Below are 25,087 nucleotides of genomic sequence, written 5' to 3' on the forward strand. Positions count from 1 at the left end.
CGCAGCGCCCCGTTTTCTCAGGCGTTGAGCACAAATTTCTCGATGGCGCGCGCCACGCCGTCTTCGGTATTGGCGCTGGTGACAAACTGCGCCACTGCTTTCAGCTCGGGAATGGCGTTGCCCATCGCCACGCCGACGCCGGCATATTCGATCATCGCCGTATCGTTGGCCTGATCTCCCAGCGTCATGATATTTTCCCGCGCCACGCCGAGGTGCTCGGCCAGCATTCTCACCCCGGCGCCCTTATCGACGTTCTTATGCAGGATTTCGAGGAAGTAAGGCGCGCTTTTGAGGATAGTGTAGCGCTCGCGCGTTTCCGCCGGGATGCGCGCAATGGCGCTGTCCAGCAGCTCCGGCTCGTCGATCATCATCACTTTCGGGAAACGCATCTGGCGATCCATCTCTTCCACGCTGCGGTATTTCAGCGGGATGCCGGTCATTGCCGCCTCGTGGATGGTGTACTTGCCGATGTCCTTGTTCGGGGTATAGAGGGTATCGAAATCAAACGCCTGGTAGTGAACGCCGAACTCGCGCGCCATCTGCTCGAAGTGCAGATAATCCTCGAAGCCCAGGGTTTCCTGCAGGATGCAGGCGCCGTCGGCCGCACGCAGCACCAGCGCGCCGTTGTAGGTGATGCAAAAATCGCCGGGGCCCTGAATGTCCAACTGACGCAGATAGTCCTGCACCCCGACATAAGGCCGCCCGGTGGCCAGCACCACATGCACCCCTTTGCGCCGCGCCGCCGCGATAGCCTGCTTTACCGCCGGCGTGATTTGGTGCTGCGGATCCAGCAACGTGCCATCCATGTCGATCGCAATCAGTTCAATAGCCATTCAACGCTTCTCCCAGTGGTTTTTTTTCCATGCTAACGCGTTTCAGCCTCGGCTGTCAGCGCCAAAAAAGGCGTAAAAAAATCCGCGCGGGTCGCCCGGCGCGGATTTTCACAGCCATTAACGCATCAAATATCGATGTTCGCCGCTTTCAGGGCGTTTTCTTCGATAAAGGCGCGACGCGGTTCAACCGCATCGCCCATCAGCGTGGTGAACAGCTGATCGGCGGCGATGGCGTCCTTGACGGTCACGCGCAGCATGCGGCGGCTTTCCGGATCCATGGTGGTTTCCCACAGCTGTTCCGGGTTCATCTCGCCCAGACCTTTATAACGTTGCACCGACAGACCGCGGCGCGACTCTTTCACCAGCCACTCCAGCGCCTGCTCGAAGCTGTCTACCGGCTGACGGCGTTCGCCACGCTCGATGAACGCACCCTCTTCGATCAGCCCGCGCAGCTTCTCGCCCAGCTGGCAGATCTTGCGGTATTCGCCGCCGTGGATGAAGTCGAAGTCCAGCTTATAATCGGTATCCACGCCGTGGGTGCGGATGCGCAGCGCCGGTTCGAACATCTGGCGTTCACGGTTCTCGAAGATCACGAAGTCATAGCTGCTGCCATGCTGTTCTTTGTCGTTCAGCGCCTGCACCAGCGAAGCGATCCAGGCTTTCACCTTGGCTTCATCGCTGAGATCGCCTTCGTTCAGCGTCGGCTGGTAGATCAGGCTGTTCAGCAGCGCGCGCGGGTAGCGGCGCTCCATGCGGCCGATCAGCTTCTGCACGCTATAGTGCTCAGCCACCAGTTTCTCCAGCTGCTCGCCGCCGAGCGCCGGCGCGTTGGCGTTGGTGTGCAGCGTAGCGCCGTCCATCGCGATGGCGATCTGGTACTGATCCATCGCCTCGTCATCTTTGATGTACTGCTCTTGCTTGCCTTTCTTCACCTTGTACAGCGGCGGCTGCGCGATGAACACGTGGCCGCGCTCGATGATTTCCGGCATCTGGCGGTAGAAGAAGGTCAACAGCAGCGTACGGATGTGCGAACCGTCGACGTCGGCATCGGTCATGATGATGATGCTGTGGTAACGCAGCTTGTCCGGGCTGTACTCGTCGCGGCCGATGCCGCAACCCAGCGCGGTGATCAGCGTCGCCACTTCCTGCGAAGAAAGCATTTTGTCGAAACGCGCTTTCTCGACGTTGAGGATTTTCCCCTTCAGCGGCAAGATAGCCTGGTTCTTGCGGTTACGCCCCTGCTTGGCAGAGCCGCCCGCGGAGTCCCCTTCCACCAGGTACAGTTCGGACAGCGCCGGATCGCGTTCCTGGCAGTCCGCCAGCTTGCCCGGCAGGCCGGCCAGATCCAGCGCGCCTTTGCGGCGGGTCATCTCACGCGCCTTACGCGCCGCTTCGCGCGCGCGCGCCGCGTCGATGATTTTGCCGACCACGATTTTCGCGTCGCCTGGATTCTCCATCAGGTAATCCACCAGCTTCTCGTTCATCAGCGTTTCAACCGCGGTTTTCACCTCGGAAGAGACCAGCTTGTCCTTGGTCTGAGAGGAGAACTTAGGATCCGGCACCTTCACCGACACTACGGCGATCAGGCCTTCACGCGCGTCATCGCCGGTGGCGCTGACCTTGGCCTTCTTGCTGTAGCCTTCCTTCTCCATGTAGCTGTTCAGCGTGCGGGTCATCGCGGTACGGAAACCGACCAGGTGCGTGCCGCCGTCGCGCTGCGGAATGTTGTTGGTGAAGCAGTAGATGTTTTCCTGGAAACCGTCGTTCCACTGCAGCGCCACTTCCACGCCGATGTCGTCTTTCACGGTGGAGAAGTAGAACACGTTCGGGTGGATCGGGGTTTTGTTCTTGTTCAGGTACTCGACAAACGCCTTGATGCCGCCTTCGTAATGGAAGTGGTCTTCACGGTCGGTGCGCTTGTCCTTCAGGCGGATGGACACGCCGGAGTTGAGGAAGGACAGCTCGCGCAGACGCTTGGCCAGAATGTCGTACTCGAATTCGGTCACGTTGGTGAAAGTCTGGTGGCTCGGCCAGAAACGCACCATGGTGCCGGTCTGTTCGGTTTCGCCCACCACGTTCAGCGGCGCCTGCGGCTCACCGTGACTGTAGGTTTGTTCGTGCACCTTGCCTTCGCGGCGGATCACCAGCTCCAGTTTCTCCGACAGGGCGTTAACCACCGAGACGCCCACGCCGTGCAGGCCGCCGGAAACTTTATAGGAGTTGTCGTCGAATTTACCGCCGGCGTGCAGCACGGTCATGATGACCTCTGCGGCTGAAACCCCTTCTTCCGGGTGAATGCCGGTCGGAATGCCGCGGCCGTCATCCTGCACCGATACCGAGTTGTCGGCATGGATGGTGACCTGAATGTCACTACAGTGGCCCGCGAGCGCTTCGTCGATAGCGTTGTCCACAACCTCGAATACCATGTGGTGCAGACCGGTGCCGTCATCGGTGTCGCCGATATACATGCCCGGGCGCTTGCGCACCGCATCCAGCCCTTTTAATACCTTGATACTTGAGGAGTCATAAGAATTCGACATCAACGTTTCTCGCTCATTTTAGTCCTGTGGTTGAACCTCTATTTTACCCTGTTCCACGCGGAACATCTTGCCCTTTTCACCGGCCATGTCGGTCACTTGTTCAGCGCTGACCGCGCTGACAAAAACCTGGGCCTGGGTGGCTTTCAGGCGTTCGGCCAGCAACCGGCGACGGCCGGTGTCCAGCTCGGAGGCAAAATCATCAATCAGATACAGGCAACGCCGCCCGCTCTGCCGGGTGAGAAACTCACCCTGCGCCAAGCGCAACGCGCACATCAGCAGCTTAAGCTGACCGCGCGATAACAAATCCTCTACCGGCGTGCCGTCGGCACGAATGCGAAAGTCCGCTTTATGCGGCCCCACCGCGGTATAGGTCAACGCCCTGTCGCGCTCGAACTGGCGCTCCAGCAGCTCGCCATAGTCGCTCTCTTTGTCCCAGCCGCGCTGGAAGGAGAAGCTCAGGGCAAATTCAGGCAGAAACTGCGCGCAGGTCGCGGTGATATCCGCGGCGATCGCGTCGCTGTATTCCGCCCGCCATTCGCTGATGCGCTCCGCGAGCGGGATCAGTTCCTGATCCCAGGCGCGGATCTGCGCATAGCGACTCACCTGGCGCAGCGCGGCATTGCGCTGCTTCAGTAACCGTTTCAGGTTGCTCCAGGCGGTGAAAAAACCGGGTTCGTTATGAAAACAGCCCCAGTCCAGGAAGGCGCGCCGGAATTTCGGCCCGCCGTTCAGCAGGGTAAAACCTTCGGGGGTGATCAGCTGCATGGGCAGCAGCTGCGCCAGCTCGGCCACCTTGTGGCCGTCGCTGCCATCGATGCGTACTTTGCTGTCACCCTGACGGCTCTTGCTCAATCCTACCGACAGCTCGCGCTCCGCGCCTTCGATGCGGCCGTGCAGCACGAACTCCGGTTGGTCGTGGCGGATTACCCGCCCGGCCTGCAGGCTGCGAAAGGCGCGGCCATGGCCGAGCGTATACACTGCTTCCAGCACGCTGGTCTTGCCGCTGCCGTTGGCACCGACCAGGAAGTTGAATCCCGGCGCCAGCGCCAAATCCGCCGCCTCGATATTGCGGAAGTCTTTAATCAATAAACGCGTCAGAGCCATGCAATCTCTTTACCGATGACGGTGCTGTAATTCAAGGTAACGAGACTACAACCGCATTGGCATGACAACGTAGGCCGCCGCCTGGCTGGCGCCGTCTTCGATCTGCACGCTGGAGACCGAGTCGGTCAACAGCAGGCGCACGTCTTCACACTTGAGCGCGTTCAACACGTCCAGCACGTAGCTGACGTTGAAACCGATCTCCATCTCCGCGCCGTCGTAGCTGACGTCGAGGATCTCTTCCGCCTCTTCCTGCTCCGGGTTGTTGGCGGTGATCTTCAGCTGGTTCTGGCTGACGTACAGCCGCACGCCGCGGAATTTCTCGTTCGAGAGAATGGCCGCGCGGGCGAACGCCTGCTTGAGCAGATCGCAGCCGGCTTCCAGCGTTTTGTCCGGGTTCTTCGGCAAGACGCGGCGATAGTCCGGGAAACGGCCGTCAACCAGCTTGGAGGTGAAGATGAAATCGCCGACGTGAGCGCGGATGTTGTTGCTGCCGATCTGCAGCTGCAGCAGCGAATCGCCGCCGTCCAGCAGACGCACCAGCTCCATCACCCCTTTACGCGGCACGATCACCGAATGCGACGGCAGCTGTTGGCCGATCGGCATCGAGCACACCGCCAGGCGGTGGCCGTCGGTCGCGACGGTGCGCAGCTCTTCGCCTTCGGTTTCAAACAGCATACCGTTCAGGTAGTAACGCACGTCCTGATGGGCCATCGAGAACTGGGTGGCTTCGATCAGGCGCTTCAGCGTCGCCTGCGGCAAGGTGAATTCCACCTCGCTCTGCCAGTCGTCCAGGTTCGGGAAGTCCGCCGCCGGCAGCGTGGAGAGCGAGAAACGGCTGCGGCCGGATCGCACCAGCATGCGCTCGCTTTCCAGCGTGACGGCGATCTCCGCCCCTTCCGGCAGGCCACGGCAGATATCAAAGAATTTGCGCGCGGGCACGGTGGTCGCGCCCGGCTCATGCGGCTGGGACAGGGCGACGCGCGCCACCATCTCCATCTCCAGATCGGTGCCGGTCAGCAGCAGGGAGCCTTCCGTCACCTGCAGCAGCAGGTTGCCCAGGATCGGCAAGGTCGGGCGGCCGCCCAGCGGGCTGCTCACCTGTTGCAGCGGTTTTAGCAGATGCTCACGTTCAACGATAAATTTCATAGCGCTATGAAGATAATGTTCTGATTAAATTGGAGAAATCTTCTTTGATGTCGTGACTTTCCTCACGCAGCTGCTCGATCTTCCGGCAGGCGTGCAACACCGTGGTATGGTCGCGGCCACCAAACGCATCGCCGATTTCCGGCAGGCTGTGGTTGGTGAGTTCCTTCGCCAGCGCCATCGCCATCTGGCGCGGGCGGGCAACGGATCGCGAACGCCGCTTGGACAGCAAATCCGCGACTTTAATCTTGTAATACTCCGCCACCGTCTTTTGGATATTGTCGATGGTGACCAGCTTTTCCTGCAGCGCCAGCAGATCGCGCAGCGCTTCGCGCACGAAATCGATGGTGATGGCCCGGCCGGTAAAGTTGGCATTGGCGATCACGCGGTTCAGCGCCCCTTCGAGCTCACGCACGTTGGAACGCAGGCGCTTGGCGATGAAGAACGCCACTTCGCCCGGCAGGCGAATGTCGTTTTCGTCGGCCTTTTTCATCAGGATCGCCACGCGGGTTTCCAGTTCCGGCGGCTCGATCGCCACCGTCAGCCCCCAGCCGAAGCGGGACTTCAGACGATCTTCCACCCCGTTGATCTCTTTAGGGTAGCGATCCGAGGTCAGGATAATCTGCTGATTGCCTTCCAACAGGGCGTTAAAGGTATGGAAGAACTCTTCCTGCGAACGCTCCTTGTTGGCAAAGAATTGGATGTCATCGATCAGCAACGCGTCGACCGAACGGTAGTAGCGCTTAAACTCTTCGATGGCATTGTTCTGCAACGCTTTGACCATGTCCTGCACAAAGCGTTCCGAGTGCATGTAGACCACTTTGGCGTTGGCCTTGCGCGCCATGATGCCGTTGCCCACCGCGTGCAGCAGGTGAGTTTTACCCAGGCCGGTGCCGCCATACAGGAACAAAGGGTTGTAGGCGCCGCCCGGATTGTCCGCCACCTGGCGAGCCGCCGCGCGCGCCAGCTGGTTGGACTTACCCTCGACGAAGTTGTCGAAGGTGTGTTTAGGGTTGACGTTGGAGCGGTAAGAGAGCTCGGGCTGCGCCGCCGCGTTGTCCCAGCTCGGGCGCGAAGGCGCGGCCGTGCGCGCCGCCGGAGCCGCAGGGGCGCTGCTGACGCTGGCGGTCACGGTCTGGCTGATCACCTGCGTGATCGGCTTGCTGCCGACTTCAAAACGCAGCAAAGGCGCGTCCGTGCCGCAGAAATCATTCAGCAGACCATTGATGTTGTTTAAGTACTTATCGCGAACCCAATCCAGCACAAAACGGTTAGGCGCGTACAGCGCCAGGGTGTTGTCACTCAGTTCCGCCTGCAATGGGCGAATCCACATACTAAATTCTGTGGCAGGTAACTCATCCTGCAATCGGGCAAGACACTGCTGCCAAAGCGAAAGTGACACGGCGGACTCCACTCGAACAAGATCAATAAAGAAAAGAAACGGGCAACTTTTTTATAACTCATGATTTTTGACACATACCCGGCATCGGCTGTTTGCCTGTGGGGGATGCGAACCGCCTTTCACGGTTTGTGTCCCTCACGATCCCGGCATGAGGGATCGCGATCGGAATGACGGATCATAGCGCAATCCGCGCAAGAGATCCTCCCCTTCCTCACAGATTAGATCCATTTTATCCACAGGCCGCGGCCGGCGGCGATCTTTTCACCGCTGCGGCCGCACGACCGTGCAGATCCCGGCCGCTGCACCGCGTTTTTTACATTGTCAACCGGTTATACCCTGTTATCCACGCCGGATCCTGGGATCGCGCGCAAAGGATCTCACGGGGATCCTTGCGATTTCACCCCGAGTCCGTATAATCTTCGCCCTACGTGTGATACCTGGTTCCTTATGGTGCGTCATTAGCCAGACAGGATTCTGCGGTGACCACGGGCCAAGACCGGATTTTGTTCCGTTATTGGCAGACAACCAGGTAGGCTGGCGCGATGCGAATTGACTCAGGACTGTACAATTATTACAATCCCGCTTCTTTATGTATTGCGATTGAGGCGTCGGTCATCTTCACGCCGAGTAGCCAAACGCGTTTACTGATCAGTAATTATTTTAAGTTTAGGTAGAAATCGCTATGAAACGCACTTTCCAACCGTCCGTATTGAAGCGCAACCGTAGCCACGGTTTCCGTGCTCGTATGGCCACCAAAAATGGTCGTCAAGTTCTGGCCCGCCGTCGTGCGAAAGGCCGTGCTCGTCTGACTGTTTCTAAGTAATAAAGCTAACCCGCTGAGTGGTTAAGCTCGCTTTTCCCAGGGAGTTACGTTTGTTAACTCCCACTCATTTCACTTTCGTCTTCCAGCAACCACAACGGGCTGGCACGCCGCAAATCACCATCCTCGGCCGCCTGAACCAGCTGGGGCATCCCCGCATCGGTCTTACCGTCGCCAAAAAACACGTCAAACGCGCGCACGAGCGTAATCGGATCAAACGCCTAACCCGCGAAAGCTTCCGCCTGCGCCAGCACGAATTACCGGCGATGGATTTTGTCGTGGTGGCCAAAAAGGGGATAGCGGATTTGGATAACCGCGCGCTGACGGAAGCTTTGGATAAATTATGGCGTCGCCACTGTCGCCAGGCTCCCGCATCCTGATCGGGCTGGTGCGAGCCTATCAGCTCGTCATCAGTCCGCTGCTAGGGCCTCGTTGTCGCTTCCAGCCGACATGCTCTCATTACGCAATTGAGGCATTAAGCAGGTTTGGCATGATAAAAGGCAGTTGGTTAGCATTGAAACGCGTATTAAAATGCCACCCTTTGAACCCAGGTGGCGATGATCCGGTGCCGCCAAAAACCGACGATAACAGAGAACACTAACGATGGATTCGCAACGCAATCTTCTCCTCATCGCTCTGCTGTTCGTGTCTTTCATGATCTGGCAGGCATGGCAAACGGACAACGCTCCGCAGCCGGCCGCACAGACCACGCAACAGACTTCGAACGCAGTAGCCGGTGATGCCGCCAGCCAGGCCGTGCCAGCCAGTGGTCAGGGTAAGCTGATTACCGTGAACACCGACGTGCTGTCGCTGACCATCAACACCCGTGGTGGCGATATCGAGCAGGCTAAACTGTTGGCCTACCCGGATACTCTGGGTTCATCGACTCCGTTCCAACTGCTGGAAACCACCCCGTCGTTCGTCTATCAGGCGCAAAGCGGCCTGACCGGTAAAAACGGCCCGGACAACCCGGCCAACGGCGAACGCCCGCTGTATCAGGCGGCACAAGACAGCTACACCCTGCCGGAAGGCCAGGACGAGCTGCGCATTCCGCTGACCTACACCGATAAAGACGGCGCGGTCTACACCAAGACCTTCGTGCTCAAACGCGATCACTATGCGGTCGGCGTGGATTACAGCATCGACAACAAAGGCGCGACGCCGCTGGAGCTGACCCTGTTCGGCCAGCTGAAGCAGACCACCGAATTGCCTAAGCACCGCGACACCGGCAGCAGCAACTTCGCGCTGCACACCTTCCGCGGCGCGGCGTACTCGTCCAGCGAAGACAAGTACCAGAAATACGCGTTCGACAAAGACGAAAACCTGAGCGTCACCACCAAAGACGGTTGGGTCGCGATGCTGCAACAGTACTTTGCCACCGCGTGGGTGCCGGCGACCAAGGGTGACAACACCTTCTACACCGCCAAACCGGGTGACAACCTGTCCACCATCGGCTTCAAGTCTACGCCGGTCGTGGTGCAGCCGGGCGCTCAGCAACAGCTGAACGCCACCCTGTGGGTCGGTCCGGAGCTGCAGGACCAGATGGCCCAGCTGGCGCCGCACCTGGACCTGACCGTGGATTACGGTTGGCTGTGGTTCATCTCCCAGCCGCTGTTCAAACTGCTGAAGTTCATCCACGGCTTTATCGGCAACTGGGGCTTCTCCATCATCATCATCACCTTCATCGTGCGCGGCATCATGTACCCGCTGACCAAGGCGCAGTACACCTCGATGGCGAAAATGCGCATGCTGCAGCCGAAACTGCAGGCGATGCGCGAGCGTATCGGCGATGACAAACAGCGCATGAGCCAAGAGATGATGGCGCTGTACAAGGCGGAGAAAGTGAACCCGCTCGGCGGCTGTCTGCCGCTGATCATTCAGATGCCGATCTTCCTGGCGCTGTACTACATGCTGATGGGTTCGGTCGAGCTGCGCCACGCGCCGTTCGCCCTGTGGATCCATGACCTGTCGGCGCAAGACCCGTACTACATCCTGCCAATCCTGATGGGCGTGACGATGTTCTTCATTCAGAAGATGTCGCCGACCACCGTGACTGACCCGATGCAGCAGAAAATCATGACCTTCATGCCGGTGATCTTCACAGTGTTCTTCCTGTGGTTCCCGTCCGGTCTGGTGCTGTACTACATCGTCAGCAACCTGGTGACCATCCTGCAACAGCAGCTGATTTACCGTGGTCTGGAAAAACGCGGTCTGCACAGCCGCGACAAGAAAAAAAGCTAAGCGTATTGTAGGGGTTCGGCGCGCCGACCCTTGCAGTCACACCAAAGGCGGTCATTAGACCGCCTTTTTGCATCTTAATCGTCAGAGAGAACCGTTATGAGCACCACCGATACCATCGTAGCCCAAGCCACCCCGCCGGGACGCGGCGGCGTCGGCATTCTGCGCATTTCCGGAAGCAAGGCCAAAGACGTCGCCCAGGCGTTGCTCGGCAAGCTGCCGAAGCCGCGCTACGCTGACTATCTGCCGTTCCGCGACGCCACTGGTGACACTCTCGATCAGGGCATCGCGCTGTGGTTCCCCGGGCCGAACTCCTTTACCGGCGAAGACGTGCTGGAGCTGCAGGGCCACGGTGGGCCGGTGATCCTCGATCTGCTGCTCAAGCGCGTGCTGGCGCTGCCCGACGTACGCATCGCACGGCCCGGCGAGTTCTCCGAACGCGCGTTTCTCAACGACAAACTCGATTTGGCGCAGGCCGAAGCGATCGCCGATCTGATCGACGCCAGCTCCGAACAGGCGGCGCGTTCGGCGATGAACTCGCTGCAGGGCGCGTTCTCCACCCGCATCCACCAGCTCGTGGAAGCGCTCACTCACCTGCGAATCTACGTGGAGGCGGCGATCGACTTCCCGGACGAGGAAATCGACTTCCTGTCCGACGGTAAAATCGAGGCGCAGCTCAATGACGTGATGGCGGATCTGGACAACGTGCGCGGTGAAGCGCGCCAGGGCAGCCTGCTGCGCGAAGGGATGAAGGTGGTGATCGCCGGGCGTCCTAACGCCGGCAAATCCAGCCTGCTCAATGCGTTGGCCGGGCGCGAAGCGGCGATCGTCACCGATATCGCCGGCACCACCCGCGACGTTCTGCGCGAACACATCCATATCGACGGCATGCCGCTGCACATCATCGACACCGCCGGCCTGCGCGACGCCAGCGACGAAGTGGAGCGCATCGGCATCGAACGTGCATGGAACGAGATCGAACAGGCCGACAGAGTGCTGTTTATGGTTGACGGCACCACCACCGCCGCCACCGAGCCGGCCGAGATCTGGCCGGAGTTTATGGCGCGCCTGCCGGACACGCTGCCGATCACCGTGGTGCGTAACAAGGCCGACATCACCGGCGAAACGCTGGGTATGACGGAAGTGAACAACCACTCGCTTATTCGCCTGTCGGCCCGCACCGGCGAAGGCGTCGATGTGCTGCGCGATCATCTTAAACAGAGCATGGGCTTCACCAGCAACATGGAAGGCGGCTTCCTGGCGCGCCGTCGCCACCTGCAGGCGCTGGAACTGGCGGCGCAGCATCTGGTGCAAGGCAAAGAACAGTTAGTGAGCGCTTACGCGGGCGAGCTGCTGGCCGAGGAACTGCGCCAGGCGCAGCTGGCCTTGAGCGAAATCACCGGCGAATTCACCTCCGACGATCTGCTGGGCCGTATCTTCTCCAGCTTCTGTATCGGCAAATAACGCGCTGCCAGACGCCTTCACGGCCGGGGCACCCTGTTCCGGCCGTTTTTCTTTCCCGCTCTCGCTCTGCGCGCTGGCTCACAGCGCCGCCGCAACGGCCCGCGATATACTGGACGGTCAGGTGTCTTCCTCAGGAACGAGTCAACATGGCGTTAACCCTCAAGGTATTGCTGGAAAACCGCCGCGCCGCCGGCGCCAACCCGCTATTGCAGGCCAAGGCCGGGTTAAGCCTGCTGATTGAGGACGAGACGACCTCCATACTGTTCGACACCGGCCCCGACGACAGCTTCCTGCGCAATGCGGCGCTGATGGGCGTCGATCTCTCCCGCATCACCGCGACGGTGCTCTCCCACGGCCACTATGACCACTGCGGCGGCGTCGCCTGGCTGCCGGACAACAGCCGCATCATCTGCCACCCGCAGGTCGGCGATGAGCGCTATGCGGCGCTGAAGGTGCTGGGCCACACCCACAAAATCAAAAAGCTCTCTTTGGATATCGACTACTCGCGCCATAACATGCACTACAGCCGCACGCCGCTGGCGATCGGCGATCGCTTTATGTGGTCAGGTGAAATCGCCGTGCCCGCACCGCGCGCCTACGGGGTGATTACCGGGGAAAACGCGGCGGTGGATTACGTTATCGACGAAGGAGTGCTGATTTACAAATCGGATCGCGGTCTGGTGATCGTGACCGGCTGCGGGCATCGCGGGATCGTGAATATTGTGCGCCACTGCCAGAAAATCACCGGGATCGATCGGATCCACGCCTTGATTGGCGGTTTTCATCTGCGTTGCGCTTCTCCGCGTACCCTCTGGCGCGTCCGCCGTTTTTTAAAGCAGCATCAGCCGGAAAAGATCATGGGCTGCCACTGTACCGGCGCGTGGGGTCGGCTATGGCTGCCGGAAGGGATCGCGCCGGCCACCGGCGATAGCTGGATCCTGGAATAACGCCTGCGCCGCTCATCACTGAAATTGGCAACAAATCGGATAAAACGCATAGTGTTTTTTGATGATAAATCCTCAACTTAGTCTTAATCTAACACCCCTGCGTTCTTAGCGACCCTCTGTAATGGAGTGAACAATGGCGTGTCATTTTGCCCGATGGACCCCGGCCTCCGCCGTCCTGGATACCCAGAGACTCTCCGACGAAGTGATTGCCGCCACCCGCACCTTTTCCGTTAAACGCCGCACGCGCTACCTGCAAGGGCGCATTCTGCTCGCCGAAATGATGTTCTATCTGTACGGCCTGCCGACGCTGCCCCCCATCGCCACCACCCCGACCGGGCGCCCCTGCTTCGCCGATCATCAACTGCCCGATTTCAGCCTCGCTTACGCCAGCAACACCGTGGGCGTGCTGCTGAGCGACGAAGGCAAAGTTGGCCTGGATATCGAAGTGATGCGCGCGCGCGGCACCCGGCAAAGCGCGTTGCAACACGCGCACCAGACGCCGGCGGAAAACGCCTGGATCGGCGCACAGGACGATCGGCTGGAAGCGGAGACTCAGCTGTGGAGCATCCGGCAAAGCGTGCTGAAAATTTCCGGCCTCGGCAACAGCGGCCAATCGACGCTGCGTCTGCATCCCTTCTCCGGTCACCTGCGCTCCAGCGCCACGCCGGACGTTCAGGTGATGAGCGACGCCGACGAATACCTGAGCTGGGCGTGCGCCGGCAGCCCCAGCCTGGATCGCCTGCTGTGCTGGCGCTACGAAGAGCGCCACGGTTTGCGCAAAGACGGGGAGATCTCGCCGCGCAGTCCGGCGGCGTCCTCGCGTTTCGTCAAATTGACGGGCCTGACGACGCCCGGTTAAGGCGGTGCAAAGCGGACAGCACTTGTCTTTGCCGCACGAGTTTCTGCATTAAATTGTAAAAACAGCTAAATGTTGAGCAATCGCCTATTCTCGACCCGAGCTTTAGCCTACTATTCGCCCATGTTGTTCGCTGAATCTGCTCATTCGAAAGGGAGAATCACCATGTCAGACCAAGCCTTAAAAATCGTCACTCTGCTCGGCAGCCTGCGCAAAGGCTCCTACAACGCCATGGTGGCCCGCGCCTTGCCAGGCCTGGCTCCGCAGGGCGTCACCATTGAAGCGCTGCCTTCCATCCGCGATATCCCTCTGTACGATGCCGACCTGCAGCAGGGTGAAGGTTTCCCTGCCGCGGTCGAGGCGATCGCCGAGCAGATCCGCCAGGCCGACGGCGTGATCATCGTTACCCCCGAATACAACTATTCCGTGCCCGGCGGGTTGAAAAACGCCATCGACTGGCTGTCGCGCTTGCCGAATCAGCCGCTGGCCGGTAAGCCGGTCGCCATTCAAACCAGTTCGATGGGGCCGATCGGCGGCGCGCGCTGCCAATATCACCTGCGCCAGATCCTGGTGTTCCTCGATGCGATGGTAATGAACAAGCCTGAGTTTATGGGCGGTGTGATCCAGAGCAAGGTGGATGAACAGGCTGGTGAACTGAGCGATCAGGGAACGCTGGATTTCCTGACTGGCCAGCTGTCCGCATTCAGCGATTTTATTCGCCGCGTGGAGTGAAGGTCTCGCGGCGCCTGCCGGGCGCCGCAACAGGACATGAAGTCCGTCAATTCATTAGAAATTAAAGCCATAGCATCATGTATTTTTTCATTTTAGCGTTATTTTTTGTTGCCATCACCAGTCCCGCTTTCGCCGCAGACATGCGTTATCCCGCCGGTGAAGAGCCGCTGGAGCTGCCTGCGCACAGCGCGCTCAACGCCCAACTGTCGCGATCCGCGCAAAACCAGGAAGATAAAAAGCTCGGCGCCATGTCGCTGTACCTGACGCTGATGCGCGAAGACGGCCGCAACGTCTGGGCCCCCTACCAACTGGCGGTGTCGTCGGCGGAGAAAGGGCAAACCGAGCTGGCGGAGCGTTACCTGCAGCTGAGCGCCGACCGCGGCCTGTGGTACTACTACAACCTGCTGGAGGACGACGCCTTCAACAGCATCCAACACTCCGCCACTTACCAATCCATTTTGGCCGCCACCAAAGCGCGCTATCTGCAGCACGCACGCCAGTATGAAGGCAAAGCCAGCTACGCGGTGCCGGACGGCGAAGCGCCGCCCGCAGGTTGGCCAACGGTGATCTTCCTGCATACCTACGGCAAAGCCGCCGCCATCAGCCCCGAGGAGCGGCTGCTGTTCGGCGAAATGGGCGTGGCCTACATCGAGATCAACGGCACGCAGATGCTGTCGGAAAACAGCTTCCGCTGGTCAAATTACAGCGACGAGAGCACCCAAACCGCCCTGCAGCGCACGGTGCAACAGCTGGCCCCGCAGCTAAAGCTGAATCCCCAACGGATTTACCTCAGCGCCCGCGGCCAGGGCGCGCTGCACGCCGCTAACCTGCTCGCGAAATACCCGCAGTTTTACGCCGGTGCGCTGCTGATCGCCCCCCACGGCGAAATCAAACCCGCCCAGCAGTCGCTGGCGGCGCAAAAGAAAATCGTGATGGCGTATTACGATCGGCAAAACTTCAGCGAACAGGCGCTGGCGCTACATTTCGCCAATCTGTTCGGGGAGGAGAATCAGGTGCAGACGCTGCACTTCGCCCAGGGAGAGGATGCCGCCGGCAGCTGGCAGGCGCGCTTCAGGCGGCCATTGCAGTGGGTGTTGGATCAGGCGCCGGATGCGACGCCGGGCGTCTAGGGATTCAGGGCCGACCGCCGTCGGCCCTTTAGCGATCAATGGCCGTCGACGAAGACGATCTTCAGCACGAACAGCAGCGCCACGACCACCACGCACGGACTGATTTCACGCCAGCGGCCGGTACCCAGCTTCATCACGCAATAGGAAATAAAGCCGAGCGCGATGCCCTCGGTGATCGAGAAGCTGAACGGCATCATCACCGCAGTAACAAACGCCGGAACCGCTTCGGTCAGATCGTCCCACTTCACCCGCGCCAGGCTGGAGGTCATCAGCACGCCGACGTAGATCAGCGCGCCGGCGGCGGCGTAAGCCGGCACCATGCCCGCCAGCGGCGACAGGAAGATCACCAGCAGGAACAGCAGGCCGGTGACCACCGCCGTCAAACCGGTGCGGCCGCCGACGGCGACGCCGGACGAGCTTTCGATGTAAGCGGTCACGGAAGAAGTGCCCGCCAGCGAACCAGCCACTGAGCTGATGCTGTCTACGTACAGGGCCTGCTTCATGCGCGGGAACTTGCCCTGGTTATCGGTCAGGCCGGCTTTATCGGTGACGCCGATCAGCGTACCGGAGGAGTCGAACAGGTTCACCAGCATAAACGAGAAGATGACCCCGGCCAGCCCGATGTTCAGCGCGCCGGCCACGTCGACCTGGCCCACCACCGAGGTAATGCTCGGCGGCAGCGAGAACAGGCCGCCGTATTTCACGTCGCCCAGCATCCAACCGATCAGGGTAGTGACCACGATCGACACCAGCACTGCCGCGTGGAAGTTACGCGAAGAAAGCACTGCGATGATGAAGAAGCCGAGCGCCCCCAGCAGCACGTTGTGCGAGGTCAGGCTACCGATGGTCACCAGGGTGTCCGGGTTGGCCACTACGATGCCGGCGTTTTTCAGCCCCATCATGCCGATGAACAGGCCGATGCCGCTGGTGATGCCGACCCGCAGGCTGACCGGAATATTGGCGATCATCCAATAGCGAATGCGGAAAATGGTCAGCAGCAGCAGGCCGACAGCTCCCCAGAAGATGGCGCCCATGCCCACCTGCCAGGAGATGCCCATCGCCCCGACCACCACGAAGGCGAAGAAGGCGTTCAAGCCCATCGCCGGCGCCAGCGCCACCGGCAGGTTCGCCAGCAGCCCCATGAAGATGCTGCCGAAGGCGGCGATCAAACAGGTGGTGACAAATACCGCCTGGGTATCCATGCCCGCCGCGCCCAAAATTTGCGGGTTAACGAACACGATATACACCATGGTGAGGAAGGTGGTGATACCGGCAATCGTTTCCGTACGCGCCGTCGTGCCATGTTGCTTGAGTTTAAACACGCGCCCAAGCAAGCCTTGCTCAGCGTCAAGGCCAGATACTGGTTTGGTCATTATCAGAATTCCGAAAATGGGAATGGACAGTCGCCGGCTATCCTATAACAAAAAGTGGGGCTTTTGACGCCGAACACCGGTTTTTTTCGCCGTCTTTACGGCTAAACGTGTCAACGGCTTGTATTTACAGACATTCATCCCCTGACCGCCCATTGCGTTGCCGTTTGTCGGCACGGCCGATAAAATGGCCTATCGCCCCTCTTTCCTCATCCGTTAAGAAACAGGAACCCGCATGTCTTCGACCTTTATCGATAAGCTCGCGTTGATCGCGCTGAAAGATGACAAAGTGGCGCTGGTGCGCTCACACAATAAGACGCTGTTTTATATGCCTGGTGGAAAGCGCGAAGCGGGTGAAACCGACGAACAGGCGCTGTGCCGCGAAATCGACGAAGAGCTGACCGTCGCGCTGCAGCCGAACTCCATCGCGTTTTACGGCGAGTTCTCCGGCCCGGCAGACGGCAAGCAGGACGGCACCCAGGTGCGCATTCGCTGCTACCAGGCCGGCTTTACCGGGCAGCTGCAGCCGGCCGCCGAAATCGCCGAACTGAGATGGTGCGACAGCCGCGATCTGCCGCATTGCTCACATGTCGCCGCGCTGATTTTGCACGATCTCAAGGCGCGTAACCTGATCAAGTGATCGCTGAGCACCGCCAGCGGCGCTAACCCGAAGGAACCTGTCCCGCATGAATCAGATTGACTGCATTTTGTTCGACTGCGACGGCACGCTGGTGGACAGCGAAGTGCTGTGCAGCAAAGCCTATGTGCACATGTTCGCCCACTACGGCATTCATCTGTCGCTGGAAGAGGTGTTCAAGAAATACAAAGGGGTGAAACTGTACGAGATCATCGATCGGGTCAACGCCGAGCAGGGCACCGATCTGGCAAAAGAGACGCTGGAACCGCTGTATCGGCAGGAAGTGGCGCGGCTGTTCGACAGCGAGCTGCAGCAGATCGCCGGCGCCCGCGAGTTGCTGGCGCAGGTGACGGTGCCAATCTGCACCGTCTCCAATGGGCCGGTCAGCAAGATGCAGCACTCGCTCGGCCTGACCGGCATGCTGCCCTATTTTGATGACCGGTTGTTCAGCGGCTATGACATTCAGCGCTGGAAGCCGGATCCGGCGATCGTGTTTCACGCCGCCGAACAGATGCAGGTGCCGGTGACGCGCTGTCTCCTGGTAGACGACTCGCCCGCCGGCGCGCAGGCCGGGATCGCCGCCGGCATTCCGGTATTTTACTTCTGCGCCGATCCGCATAACCCGCCGATCGACCACCCGCTGGTGACGACGTTCGACGATTTGGCTCAGCTGCCCGCGCTGTGGCGTGAACGCGGCTGGCGGCTGACGGCCGATTAACTGGCCGGCAACGGCGGTTTGTTGCGCCACCAGCGCCAGGACCGCTTCAGCGCGCGGGTTTGTGCGCCGAAGCGGCGGTTGACCGCGTTGGCCAGCAGGTCGAGCGCCAGGCAGAACACAAAATAGACCAGCGCCACGAACAGGAACACTTCCATCGGGTAGACCATGCTGCGGTTGTTGACCTGAGTCGCCAGGAAGGTCAGTTCGCCAACGCCGACGATATAAGCCAGCGAGGTGTCTTTGATCAGGGAGATCCACTGGTTGATGAACGACGGCACCATCATGCGCAGCGCCTGCGGCAGCACGATCATGCGCAGCGTCTGCCAGCGGGTCAGCCCCAGAGAGAGCCCGGCCTGCCACTGGCCGGGGCCGATGGCGGCGATGCCGGCTTTCACCGCGTGGGCCAAATAGGCTGAGGCGATCAGCGCCAGCGCGCACACCACGGTGGTGATTTCCGGGATCTCGACGCCAAACACCATCGGCAGCAGGAAATAGGTCCAGAAGATCAGCATGATGACCGGAATAGCGCGGAAAAAGCCCAGCAGCGCCGCCAGCAGCCCGGCGGCCACGCCGCGCGACATCGCCAGCGCCACGCCGAGTAAGGTACCGAGCACCGCCGAGGCTACGCCGGCCATCAGACTGATCGCCAACGTCAGCGCCGCGCCACCCAGCGGCCCGTCCGGCCAGGTGCCCCACAGCAGATAGCCCAGGTTATCGTGAATCACGCTGAAATCCATCTCAATGTCCTCCCAGCGGTTTACGCTGTTGGCGCCACATGCCCCAGCCTTCCAGCAGCGCGATAATGGCGATATACAGCACCGTCGCCACGCCAAACGCCTGGAAGGTGCGCAACGTTTCGGTTTCGACCTGACGCGAAGCGTAAGAGAGTTCGGCAACGCCGATCGCCATGGTCAGCGACGAGTTTTTGATTACGTTCATGTATTGGCCCAGCAGCGGCGGCAGCGCGATTTTCAGCGCCTGCGGCAGCACCACGTAGCGCATCGCCTGCCAACCGGTCAGCCCCAGCGCCTGAGCGGCATATTTCTGCCCGCCGGCGACGCCGCGAATGCCGGAACGGATCTCTTCGGCGATAAAGGCGGTGGAATAGAGCGTCAGGCCGAAGAAACCGGCGAGAAACTCGAACGACGGCCACTCAAGCGGGCCGACCTGATGGGTGCTGTTCAGCCACTGCATGGCGGCGGAAGGCAGGATCTGCCCGGCGGCGAAGTACCAGAAGAACAGCTGCACCAGCAACGGCGTATTGCGAAACAGCGAGCTGTAGCCCATCGCCAGCCAGCGCAACGGCCGCAGGCTGCTGTCGCGCATCGCCGCCAGCACAAAGCCCAGCAACGTGGCCGCCAGGCCCGCGCAGGCGGAAAGCCACAGCGTCAGCAGAAAACCGTGCCACAGCCAGCTCAGATATTGCGGCGCCAGCAGCCAGTCCAGGTTCATGTTCAATCCTTGTCTTGCAGAATGCATCAGGGGCGCAGCAAGCTGCGCCCCTCCGTACCGATCTCACCGCGCGCGGTTACATCAGGCTTTCGGTTGCTGATCCAAAGGCGCGATTTTGAAATCGCCGCGCGGCTGGGCGGATTGGGTTTCCGGCCCGAACCAGCGATCGTAAATCTTAACCGCTTCACCGTCTTTTTCCAGCTTGATCAACGTCTCGTTCACCGCGGCGGTCAGGCGATCTTCGCCTTTGGGAATGCCGACACCCTGATACTCTTTGGTCAGGCTGAACGGCGAAATCTCAAACTCGGCCTTCTGCGCCGCCGGCAGATTGCCGAGCAGGCCAACCAGCTTGGCGTCGTCCTGAGTGATCGCCTGTACGTTGCCATTGCGCAGCGCCACGAAAGCCAGCGGGGTGTCATCGTAGGAGATCACTTTCGCCGTCGGGAAACGCTCGCGCAGGGTGATTTCCTGCACCGTGCCCTTGTCCGCGCCGATGCGCAGCTTCTTGATGTCTTCCGGCGTTTTCAGCACGCCTTTGCGAGCGATGAATTTCTGGCCGGTGGCGAAATACGGCACGCTGAAGTTCACTTCCTTGGCGCGCTCGTCGGTAATGGTGAAGTTGGCGGCGATCAGGTCAACCTTCTTCGACACCAGCAGCGGAATGCGGTTAGCCGGGTTGGTGGCGCGCAGCTCCACTTTCACGCCCAGCGCTTTGCCGATCGCGTCGGCGACATCCACATCGTAACCCACCAGCTTCTTGCTCTGCGGATCGATGTAGCCGAACGGCGGGTTGCTGTCGAACACCGCGATGCGCACCACGCCGGCTTGCTTGATATCGTCAAGTTTGTCCGCGTGCGCGGCGCCGGCGGCGAGGCCGGTCAGACTGGCTAACAACGTTAAGGCCAAAGCGCGATGTTTCATAGAGAGCTCCTAAGTGGTTGATGTCCTGCTGGCGGATAAGCTAGCAAGCGCCACATAGGTCAGGAAATAATATAAAAAGCTATATTTATAACCTTTTTATCTTTACGCGCTGAAGATGGAATAAAGGCGCGGGAAACCGCGCCTTCGAAGGATATTACCCGGAAAGGGTTAGTCGTCCTTTTCGTCTTTACCGCCTGGAGACAGCAGCTTTTCCAAGGCGTCGCCGCCCAGATGACGGAAATCCTGCCCTTTGACGAAATAGAAGATAAATTCGCAGATGTTCTGGCAGCGGTCGCCGATGCGCTCGATAGAACGGGCGCAGAACAACGCGGTCAGCACGCTCGGAATGGTGCGCGAGTCTTCCATCATGTAAGTCATCAGCTGACGCACGATGCCTTCGTATTCCTGGTCAACCTTTTTATCTTCGCGGTAAATACGGATCGCCTCGTCCAGATCCATGCGCGCAAAGGCGTCCAGCACGTCGTGCAGCATCTGCACGGTGTGGCGCCCCAGCGACTCCAGGCTCACCAGCAGCGGCTGGTGCTGGTGCGAGAACTTCTCCAGCGCAGTGCGGCAGATTTTGTCCGCCACGTCGCCGATGCGTTCCAGCTCGGAAATGGTTTTGATGATCGCCATGACCAGGCGCAGATCGCTGGCGGTCGGCTGGCGTTTGGCGATGATGCGCACGCAGGCTTCGTCGATCGCCACTTCCATCATGTTGACCTTGGCGTCGCCTTCGATCACGCGCTTGGCCAGCTCGCCATCCTGATTGTGCATCGCGGTGATGGCGTCGGTCAGCTGCTGCTCCACCAGCCCGCCCATGGTCAGCACCTGGGTGCGGATATGCTCAAGCTCTGCGTTGAACTGGCCGGAAATGTGTTTGTTTAAATTCAGGTTATCCATGATGCTTCCTATCAACCATAACGGCCAGTGATGTAGTCTTCAGTCTGCTTTTTCTGCGGCGCAGTGAACAGGTTATCAGTATCACTGAACTCGATCAGCTCGCCCAGGTACATAAATGCGGTAGAGTCGGAGCAACGCGCCGCCTGCTGCATGTTGTGCGTCACGATCACCACGGTGTAGTCGGCCTTCAGCTCGCTGATCAGCTCTTCAATCTTGCCGGTGGAGATCGGATCCAGCGCCGAGCAAGGCTCATCCAACAACAACACTTCCGGACGAATGGCGATGCCGCGGGCGATGCACAGACGCTGCTGCTGGCCGCCGGAGAGGCTATAGCCGCTCTGGTGCAGCTTGTCTTTGGTTTCGTTCCACAGCGCCGCTTTGGTCAGCGCCCACTGTACGCGCTCGTCCATATCGGCGCGCGACAGCTTTTCAAACAGGCGAACGCCGAAGGCGATGTTGTCGTAAATCGACATCGGGAACGGCGTCGGCTTCTGGAACACCATGCCGACCTTGGCGCGCAGCAGCGCGATATCCGAGTTGTCGGTCAGAATGTTCTGGCCATCCAGCAGGATGCCGCCTTCCGCACGCTGTTCCGGGTACAGCTGGTACATCTTGTTGAAGGTACGCAGCAGGGTGGATTTGCCGCAGCCGGACGGGCCGATAAACGCGGTGACCTTGTTCTTGGCGATATCCAGCGTGATGTTTTTCAGCGCATGGAATTTGCCATAGTAGAAGTTCAGATCGCGTACCTGAATTTTGCTGCTGGAAGCGTCAGTAACCATACTCATCAAGACTTCTCTCTTTTCATCAGCGCCGCCAAAGCGGCGCTCAAAATTTTATGAATGCTTTTTCTTGGCGAAAATCACGCGCGCCAGGATATTCAGTAACAGTACGCACAGGGTGATCAACAGTACCCCGGCCCAGGCCAGCTGTTGCCATTCGGCGAACGGGCTCATGGCGAATTTGAAGATGGTCACCGGCAGGTTGGCGATCGGCTGCATCAGGTCGGTGCTCCAGAACTGGTTCGACAGCGAGGTGAACAGCAGCGGCGCCGTTTCCCCCGCGATGCGCGCAATCGCCAGCAGCACGCCGGTGATGATGCCGGACACCGACGCCTTCAGCGTGATGGCGGAAATCATGCGCCATTTCGGCGTGCCCAGAGCGTAGGCGGCCTCGCGCAGCGTATCCGGTACCAGCTTCAGCATGTTCTCGGTGGTGCGAATGACGATCGGCACCTGCAGCAGCGCCAGCGCCACGATGCCGGCCCAGCCGGAGAAGTGTTCCATCTTCGCCACCACGATGGTGTAAACGAACAGGCCCACCACGATCGACGGTGCGGACAGCAGAATGTCGTTGATAAAGCGGATCACTTCCGCCAGCCAGGATTTGCGGCCGTATTCCGCCAGATAGATGCCGGCCATGATGCCGAGCGGCGTACCGAAGATGGTCGCCCACAGGATCAGCAGGCCGCTGCCGGCGATGGCGTTGGCCAGGCCGCCGCCCGCGGTGTTCGGTGGCGGGGTCATCTCGGTGAACAGCGCCAGCGACATGCCGTCGAAGCCTTTGGTGACGGTGGCAATCAGGATCCAGATCAGCCAGAACAACCCGAACGCCATGGTCGCCATCGACAAGAACAGCGCGAGGCGGTTTTTCTGCCGGCGCCAGGCCTGCATTTTGCGGCGGCTTTCCGCCAGCACGACTGCGTTTTGCATATCCATCGTCGCCATGTTAACGCCCCTCATTCTTGGCCAGACGCATGATCATCAGTTTCGACAGCGCCAGCACGATAAAGGTGATAACAAACAGAATCAGGCCCAGCTCCATCAACGCGGCGGTGTGCACGCCGGACTCGGCTTCGGCGAATTCGTTGGCCAGCGCCGAGGTGATGCTGTTGCCCGGCATATACAGCGAAGCGCTGTCGAGCTGGTAGGTGTTGCCGATGATAAAGGTCACCGCCATGGTTTCCCCCAGCGCGCGGCCCAGGCCCAGCATCACGCCGCCGATAACGCCGTTTTTGGTGAACGGCAGCACGATGCGCCAGATGACTTCCCAGGTGGTGCAGCCGATGCCGTAGGCCGACTCTTTCATCATTACCGGGGTCTGTTCGAACACGTCGCGCATCACCGCGGCGATGTAAGGAATGATCATGATAGCCAGGATCACCCCGGCGGCCAGGATGCCGATGCCGAAGGCCGGGCCGGAGAACAGCTCGCCGACGATCGGAATGCCCGACAGCACTTCGCCCACCGGCGTCTGGAAATATTCGGCGAACAGCGGGGCGAACACGAACAGGCCCCACATGCCGTAGACGATGCTCGGAATGGCCGCCAACAGCTCAATGGCGATGCCCAGCGGCCGCTTCAACCAGTTCGGCGCCAGTTCGGTCAGGAACAGCGCGATGCCGAAACTGACCGGCACGGCGATGATCAGCGCGATAAGCGAGGTGACCACGGTGCCGTAGATCGGCACCAGCGCGCCGAACTGCTCCGCCGGCGCATCCCACTCTTTGGTCCACAGGAAAGCGAAGCCGAATTTCTGCATGCTTGGCCAGGAGGCGAAGATCAGCGAAACGATGATGCCGCCCAGCAACAATAGGGTAATCAGCGCAGCCAGTCTCACCAGCGCGCTGAAAATGATGTCACCGTTTTTGCCCGGTGCTTTGATGGTCGGCTTGTACTCAGCCATAGATTACTCTCTGTTTGAACCCTGGCAGCCCCAACCGGGATTGGAGCCTGAAGAACTTGTGGGGCGCGGCGAACCCGCGCCCCTGCGTTGTTAGTACAGCGCTTTACCTGAACTGTCTTTTACGTTGGTTTTCCAGGCTGCACGCACCTGCTCAACCACTTCTTTCGGCAGAGTGGCGTAATCCAGCTCGTTAGCCTGTTTGCCGCCGGTTTTGTAGGCCCAGTCGAAGAACTTCAGCACTTCGGCACCCTGAGCAGGATTTTTCTGCTCTTTGTGCACCAGAATGAAGGTGGTGGAGGTGATTGGCCACACGTTGTCGCCTTTCTGATCGGTCAGATCCTGAGCGAAGGTTTTGCTCCAATCCGCGCCTTTGGCGGCGTTGCTGAAGCTCTCTTCGGTCGGGCTGACCGGCTTGCCGTCGGCGGAAATCAGCTTGGTGTAAGCCAGGTTGTTCTGCTTGGCGTACGCGTATTCTACATAGCCGATAGAGCCAGGCAGACGCTGAACGAAGGCGGCGATGCCGTCGTTGCCTTTGCCGCCCAGACCGGTCGGCCAGTTAACGGTAGAACCGGCGCCAATCTTCTCTTTCCACTGCGCGTTGGCCTTGGACAGGTAGCTGGTGAACACGAACGAGGTGCCGGAACCGTCGGCGCGGCGCACCACGGCGATGTTCTGGTCAGGCAGTTTCACGCCAGGGTTCAGCTTGGTGATAGCCGGATCGTTCCATTTTTTGACGTTGCCCAGGTAGATATCACCCAGGGTTTTACCGTCCAGAGTCAGTTCGCCGGATTTGATGCCCGGGATATTCACGGCCAGCACCACGCCGCCGATCACGGTCGGGAACTGGAACAGGCCATCGGCCGCCAGCTTGTCGTCAGACAGCGGGGCGTCGGAGGCGCCAAAGTCAACGGTGTTGGCCACGATTTGCTTCACGCCGCCAGAGGAGCCGATGCCCTGATAGTTAACTTTATTGCCGGTTTCTTTCTGATAAGAATCTGCCCACTTGGCGTAAACCGGAGCGGGGAATGTCGCACCTGCACCGGTCAGGCTGGCAGCAGCGAACGCGGACACGGCGGTCAGGGAGAAGGTCGCTGCCACAATACTGGCGACGGTGGTACGCATCAGTTTCATAATCCCTCCTAATGGGATATTTAAAATCGACTTCGAGTCGTTTTAATCAGAGTAAGTATTG

General features: G+C 59.9%; 25 protein-coding genes. 11 read left to right on the top strand and 14 right to left on the bottom strand.

Going from position 1 to position 25,087, the window contains the following annotated elements; translation table 11 throughout:
• Nucleotides 1–17: 17 nt before the first annotated feature.
• The 5 genes from yidA to dnaA all read right to left on the bottom strand — a co-directional run bounded on the left by yidA (nt 18) and on the right by dnaA (nt 7,022).
• Complete coding sequence (yidA, locus tag AAIE04_RS07965) at nt 18–833, bottom strand: sugar-phosphatase (RefSeq protein WP_063918278.1); 816 nt, start codon at nt 831–833, stop codon at nt 18–20.
• Nucleotides 834–958: 125 nt separating this feature from the next.
• Nucleotides 959–3,373, bottom strand: a complete 2,415-nt coding sequence (gene gyrB, locus AAIE04_RS07970; protein ID WP_498576767.1) for a DNA topoisomerase (ATP-hydrolyzing) subunit B — start codon at nt 3,371–3,373, stop codon at nt 959–961.
• A gap of 18 nt (nt 3,374–3,391) precedes the next feature.
• The gene (gene recF / locus AAIE04_RS07975; RefSeq protein WP_498576768.1) at nt 3,392–4,477 is read right to left on the bottom strand and encodes a DNA replication/repair protein RecF; all 1,086 of its coding nucleotides are present in this window, start codon (nt 4,475–4,477) and stop codon (nt 3,392–3,394) included.
• 45 nt (nt 4,478–4,522) lie between these two features.
• A complete protein-coding gene (gene dnaN, locus AAIE04_RS07980; RefSeq protein ID WP_004933892.1) occupies nt 4,523–5,623 on the bottom strand; it encodes a DNA polymerase III subunit beta in 1,101 nt (366 codons plus the stop codon).
• A gap of 4 nt (nt 5,624–5,627) precedes the next feature.
• Complete coding sequence (gene dnaA / locus AAIE04_RS07985; protein ID WP_004933889.1) at nt 5,628–7,022, bottom strand: chromosomal replication initiator protein DnaA; 1,395 nt, start codon at nt 7,020–7,022, stop codon at nt 5,628–5,630.
• A gap of 682 nt (nt 7,023–7,704) precedes the next feature.
• Here dnaA and rpmH point away from each other — a divergent pair.
• The 9 genes from rpmH (at nt 7,705) to AAIE04_RS08030 (ending at nt 15,209) form a co-directional block, all read left to right on the top strand.
• Nucleotides 7,705–7,845: a 50S ribosomal protein L34 gene (gene rpmH, locus AAIE04_RS07990; protein WP_000831330.1), complete on the top strand. Its 141-nt coding sequence runs from the start codon at nt 7,705–7,707 to the stop codon at nt 7,843–7,845.
• A 17-nt stretch (nt 7,846–7,862) separates the two neighbouring features.
• The gene (gene rnpA / locus AAIE04_RS07995; protein ID WP_004933883.1) at nt 7,863–8,222 is read left to right on the top strand and encodes a ribonuclease P protein component; all 360 of its coding nucleotides are present in this window, start codon (nt 7,863–7,865) and stop codon (nt 8,220–8,222) included.
• The gene (gene yidD / locus AAIE04_RS08000) at nt 8,186–8,443 is read left to right on the top strand and encodes a membrane protein insertion efficiency factor YidD (RefSeq protein ID WP_004933881.1); all 258 of its coding nucleotides are present in this window, start codon (nt 8,186–8,188) and stop codon (nt 8,441–8,443) included. The genes rnpA and yidD overlap by 37 nt, the downstream gene beginning before the upstream one ends.
• Before the next feature lie 2 nt (nt 8,444–8,445).
• Nucleotides 8,446–10,083: a membrane protein insertase YidC gene (gene yidC, locus AAIE04_RS08005; protein WP_019455493.1), complete on the top strand. Its 1,638-nt coding sequence runs from the start codon at nt 8,446–8,448 to the stop codon at nt 10,081–10,083.
• Nucleotides 10,084–10,179: 96 nt separating this feature from the next.
• Nucleotides 10,180–11,544 (top strand): tRNA uridine-5-carboxymethylaminomethyl(34) synthesis GTPase MnmE, encoded by a 1,365-nt coding sequence (gene mnmE, locus AAIE04_RS08010; RefSeq protein ID WP_498057033.1) that lies wholly within the window; start codon nt 10,180–10,182, stop codon nt 11,542–11,544.
• 146 nt (nt 11,545–11,690) lie between these two features.
• Nucleotides 11,691–12,491, top strand: a complete 801-nt coding sequence (locus tag AAIE04_RS08015) for an MBL fold metallo-hydrolase (RefSeq protein WP_063918280.1) — start codon at nt 11,691–11,693, stop codon at nt 12,489–12,491.
• Nucleotides 12,492–12,624: 133 nt separating this feature from the next.
• Nucleotides 12,625–13,350: a 4'-phosphopantetheinyl transferase family protein gene (locus tag AAIE04_RS08020; protein ID WP_019455490.1), complete on the top strand. Its 726-nt coding sequence runs from the start codon at nt 12,625–12,627 to the stop codon at nt 13,348–13,350.
• 162 nt (nt 13,351–13,512) lie between these two features.
• Nucleotides 13,513–14,079 carry an NADPH-dependent FMN reductase gene (locus tag AAIE04_RS08025; RefSeq protein WP_019455489.1) on the top strand — a complete coding sequence of 189 codons (567 nt, stop codon included), beginning with the start codon at nt 13,513–13,515 and terminating at the stop codon, nt 14,077–14,079.
• Nucleotides 14,080–14,156: 77 nt separating this feature from the next.
• Nucleotides 14,157–15,209 (top strand): alpha/beta hydrolase, encoded by a 1,053-nt coding sequence (locus tag AAIE04_RS08030; protein ID WP_063918281.1) that lies wholly within the window; start codon nt 14,157–14,159, stop codon nt 15,207–15,209.
• 35 nt (nt 15,210–15,244) lie between these two features.
• Here AAIE04_RS08030 and AAIE04_RS08035 read toward each other — a convergent pair whose 3' ends face one another.
• Complete coding sequence (locus AAIE04_RS08035) at nt 15,245–16,582, bottom strand: NCS2 family permease (RefSeq protein WP_004933851.1); 1,338 nt, start codon at nt 16,580–16,582, stop codon at nt 15,245–15,247.
• 232 nt (nt 16,583–16,814) lie between these two features.
• On the opposite strand from AAIE04_RS08035, the gene AAIE04_RS08040 reads away from it, so the two are divergent.
• Nucleotides 16,815–17,219 (top strand): NUDIX hydrolase, encoded by a 405-nt coding sequence (locus AAIE04_RS08040; RefSeq protein WP_019455486.1) that lies wholly within the window; start codon nt 16,815–16,817, stop codon nt 17,217–17,219.
• Nucleotides 17,220–17,265: 46 nt separating this feature from the next.
• Complete coding sequence (gene yieH, locus AAIE04_RS08045) at nt 17,266–17,934, top strand: 6-phosphogluconate phosphatase (protein WP_019455485.1); 669 nt, start codon at nt 17,266–17,268, stop codon at nt 17,932–17,934.
• Here yieH and AAIE04_RS08050 read toward each other — a convergent pair.
• The 8 genes from AAIE04_RS08050 to pstS all read right to left on the bottom strand — a co-directional run bounded on the left by AAIE04_RS08050 (nt 17,931) and on the right by pstS (nt 25,026).
• Nucleotides 17,931–18,671 carry an amino acid ABC transporter permease gene (locus AAIE04_RS08050; protein WP_019455484.1) on the bottom strand — a complete coding sequence of 247 codons (741 nt, stop codon included), beginning with the start codon at nt 18,669–18,671 and terminating at the stop codon, nt 17,931–17,933. The two genes, yieH and AAIE04_RS08050, sit on opposite strands and share 4 nt — an antisense overlap.
• Nucleotide 18,672: 1 nt before the next feature.
• On the bottom strand, nt 18,673–19,386 hold the full coding sequence (locus AAIE04_RS08055) for an amino acid ABC transporter permease (protein WP_019455483.1): 714 nt from the start codon (nt 19,384–19,386) through the stop codon (nt 18,673–18,675).
• A gap of 81 nt (nt 19,387–19,467) precedes the next feature.
• Nucleotides 19,468–20,307, bottom strand: coding sequence for an ABC transporter substrate-binding protein (locus AAIE04_RS08060; protein ID WP_019455482.1), 840 nt, complete (start codon nt 20,305–20,307; stop codon nt 19,468–19,470).
• Nucleotides 20,308–20,475: 168 nt separating this feature from the next.
• Complete coding sequence (gene phoU, locus AAIE04_RS08065) at nt 20,476–21,210, bottom strand: phosphate signaling complex protein PhoU (RefSeq protein ID WP_004933833.1); 735 nt, start codon at nt 21,208–21,210, stop codon at nt 20,476–20,478.
• An 11-nt stretch (nt 21,211–21,221) separates the two neighbouring features.
• On the bottom strand, nt 21,222–21,992 hold the full coding sequence (gene pstB, locus AAIE04_RS08070; protein WP_016929614.1) for a phosphate ABC transporter ATP-binding protein PstB: 771 nt from the start codon (nt 21,990–21,992) through the stop codon (nt 21,222–21,224).
• 54 nt (nt 21,993–22,046) lie between these two features.
• Complete coding sequence (pstA, locus tag AAIE04_RS08075; protein WP_019455481.1) at nt 22,047–22,937, bottom strand: phosphate ABC transporter permease PstA; 891 nt, start codon at nt 22,935–22,937, stop codon at nt 22,047–22,049.
• 1 nt (nt 22,938) lies between these two features.
• Nucleotides 22,939–23,895: a phosphate ABC transporter permease PstC gene (gene pstC / locus AAIE04_RS08080; protein WP_004933822.1), complete on the bottom strand. Its 957-nt coding sequence runs from the start codon at nt 23,893–23,895 to the stop codon at nt 22,939–22,941.
• A gap of 90 nt (nt 23,896–23,985) precedes the next feature.
• Nucleotides 23,986–25,026, bottom strand: a complete 1,041-nt coding sequence (gene pstS / locus AAIE04_RS08085) for a phosphate ABC transporter substrate-binding protein PstS (protein WP_063918282.1) — start codon at nt 25,024–25,026, stop codon at nt 23,986–23,988.
• Nucleotides 25,027–25,087: the final 61 nt, after the last annotated feature.

This window comes from Serratia sp. Ae19-1 (assembly GCF_059801225.1).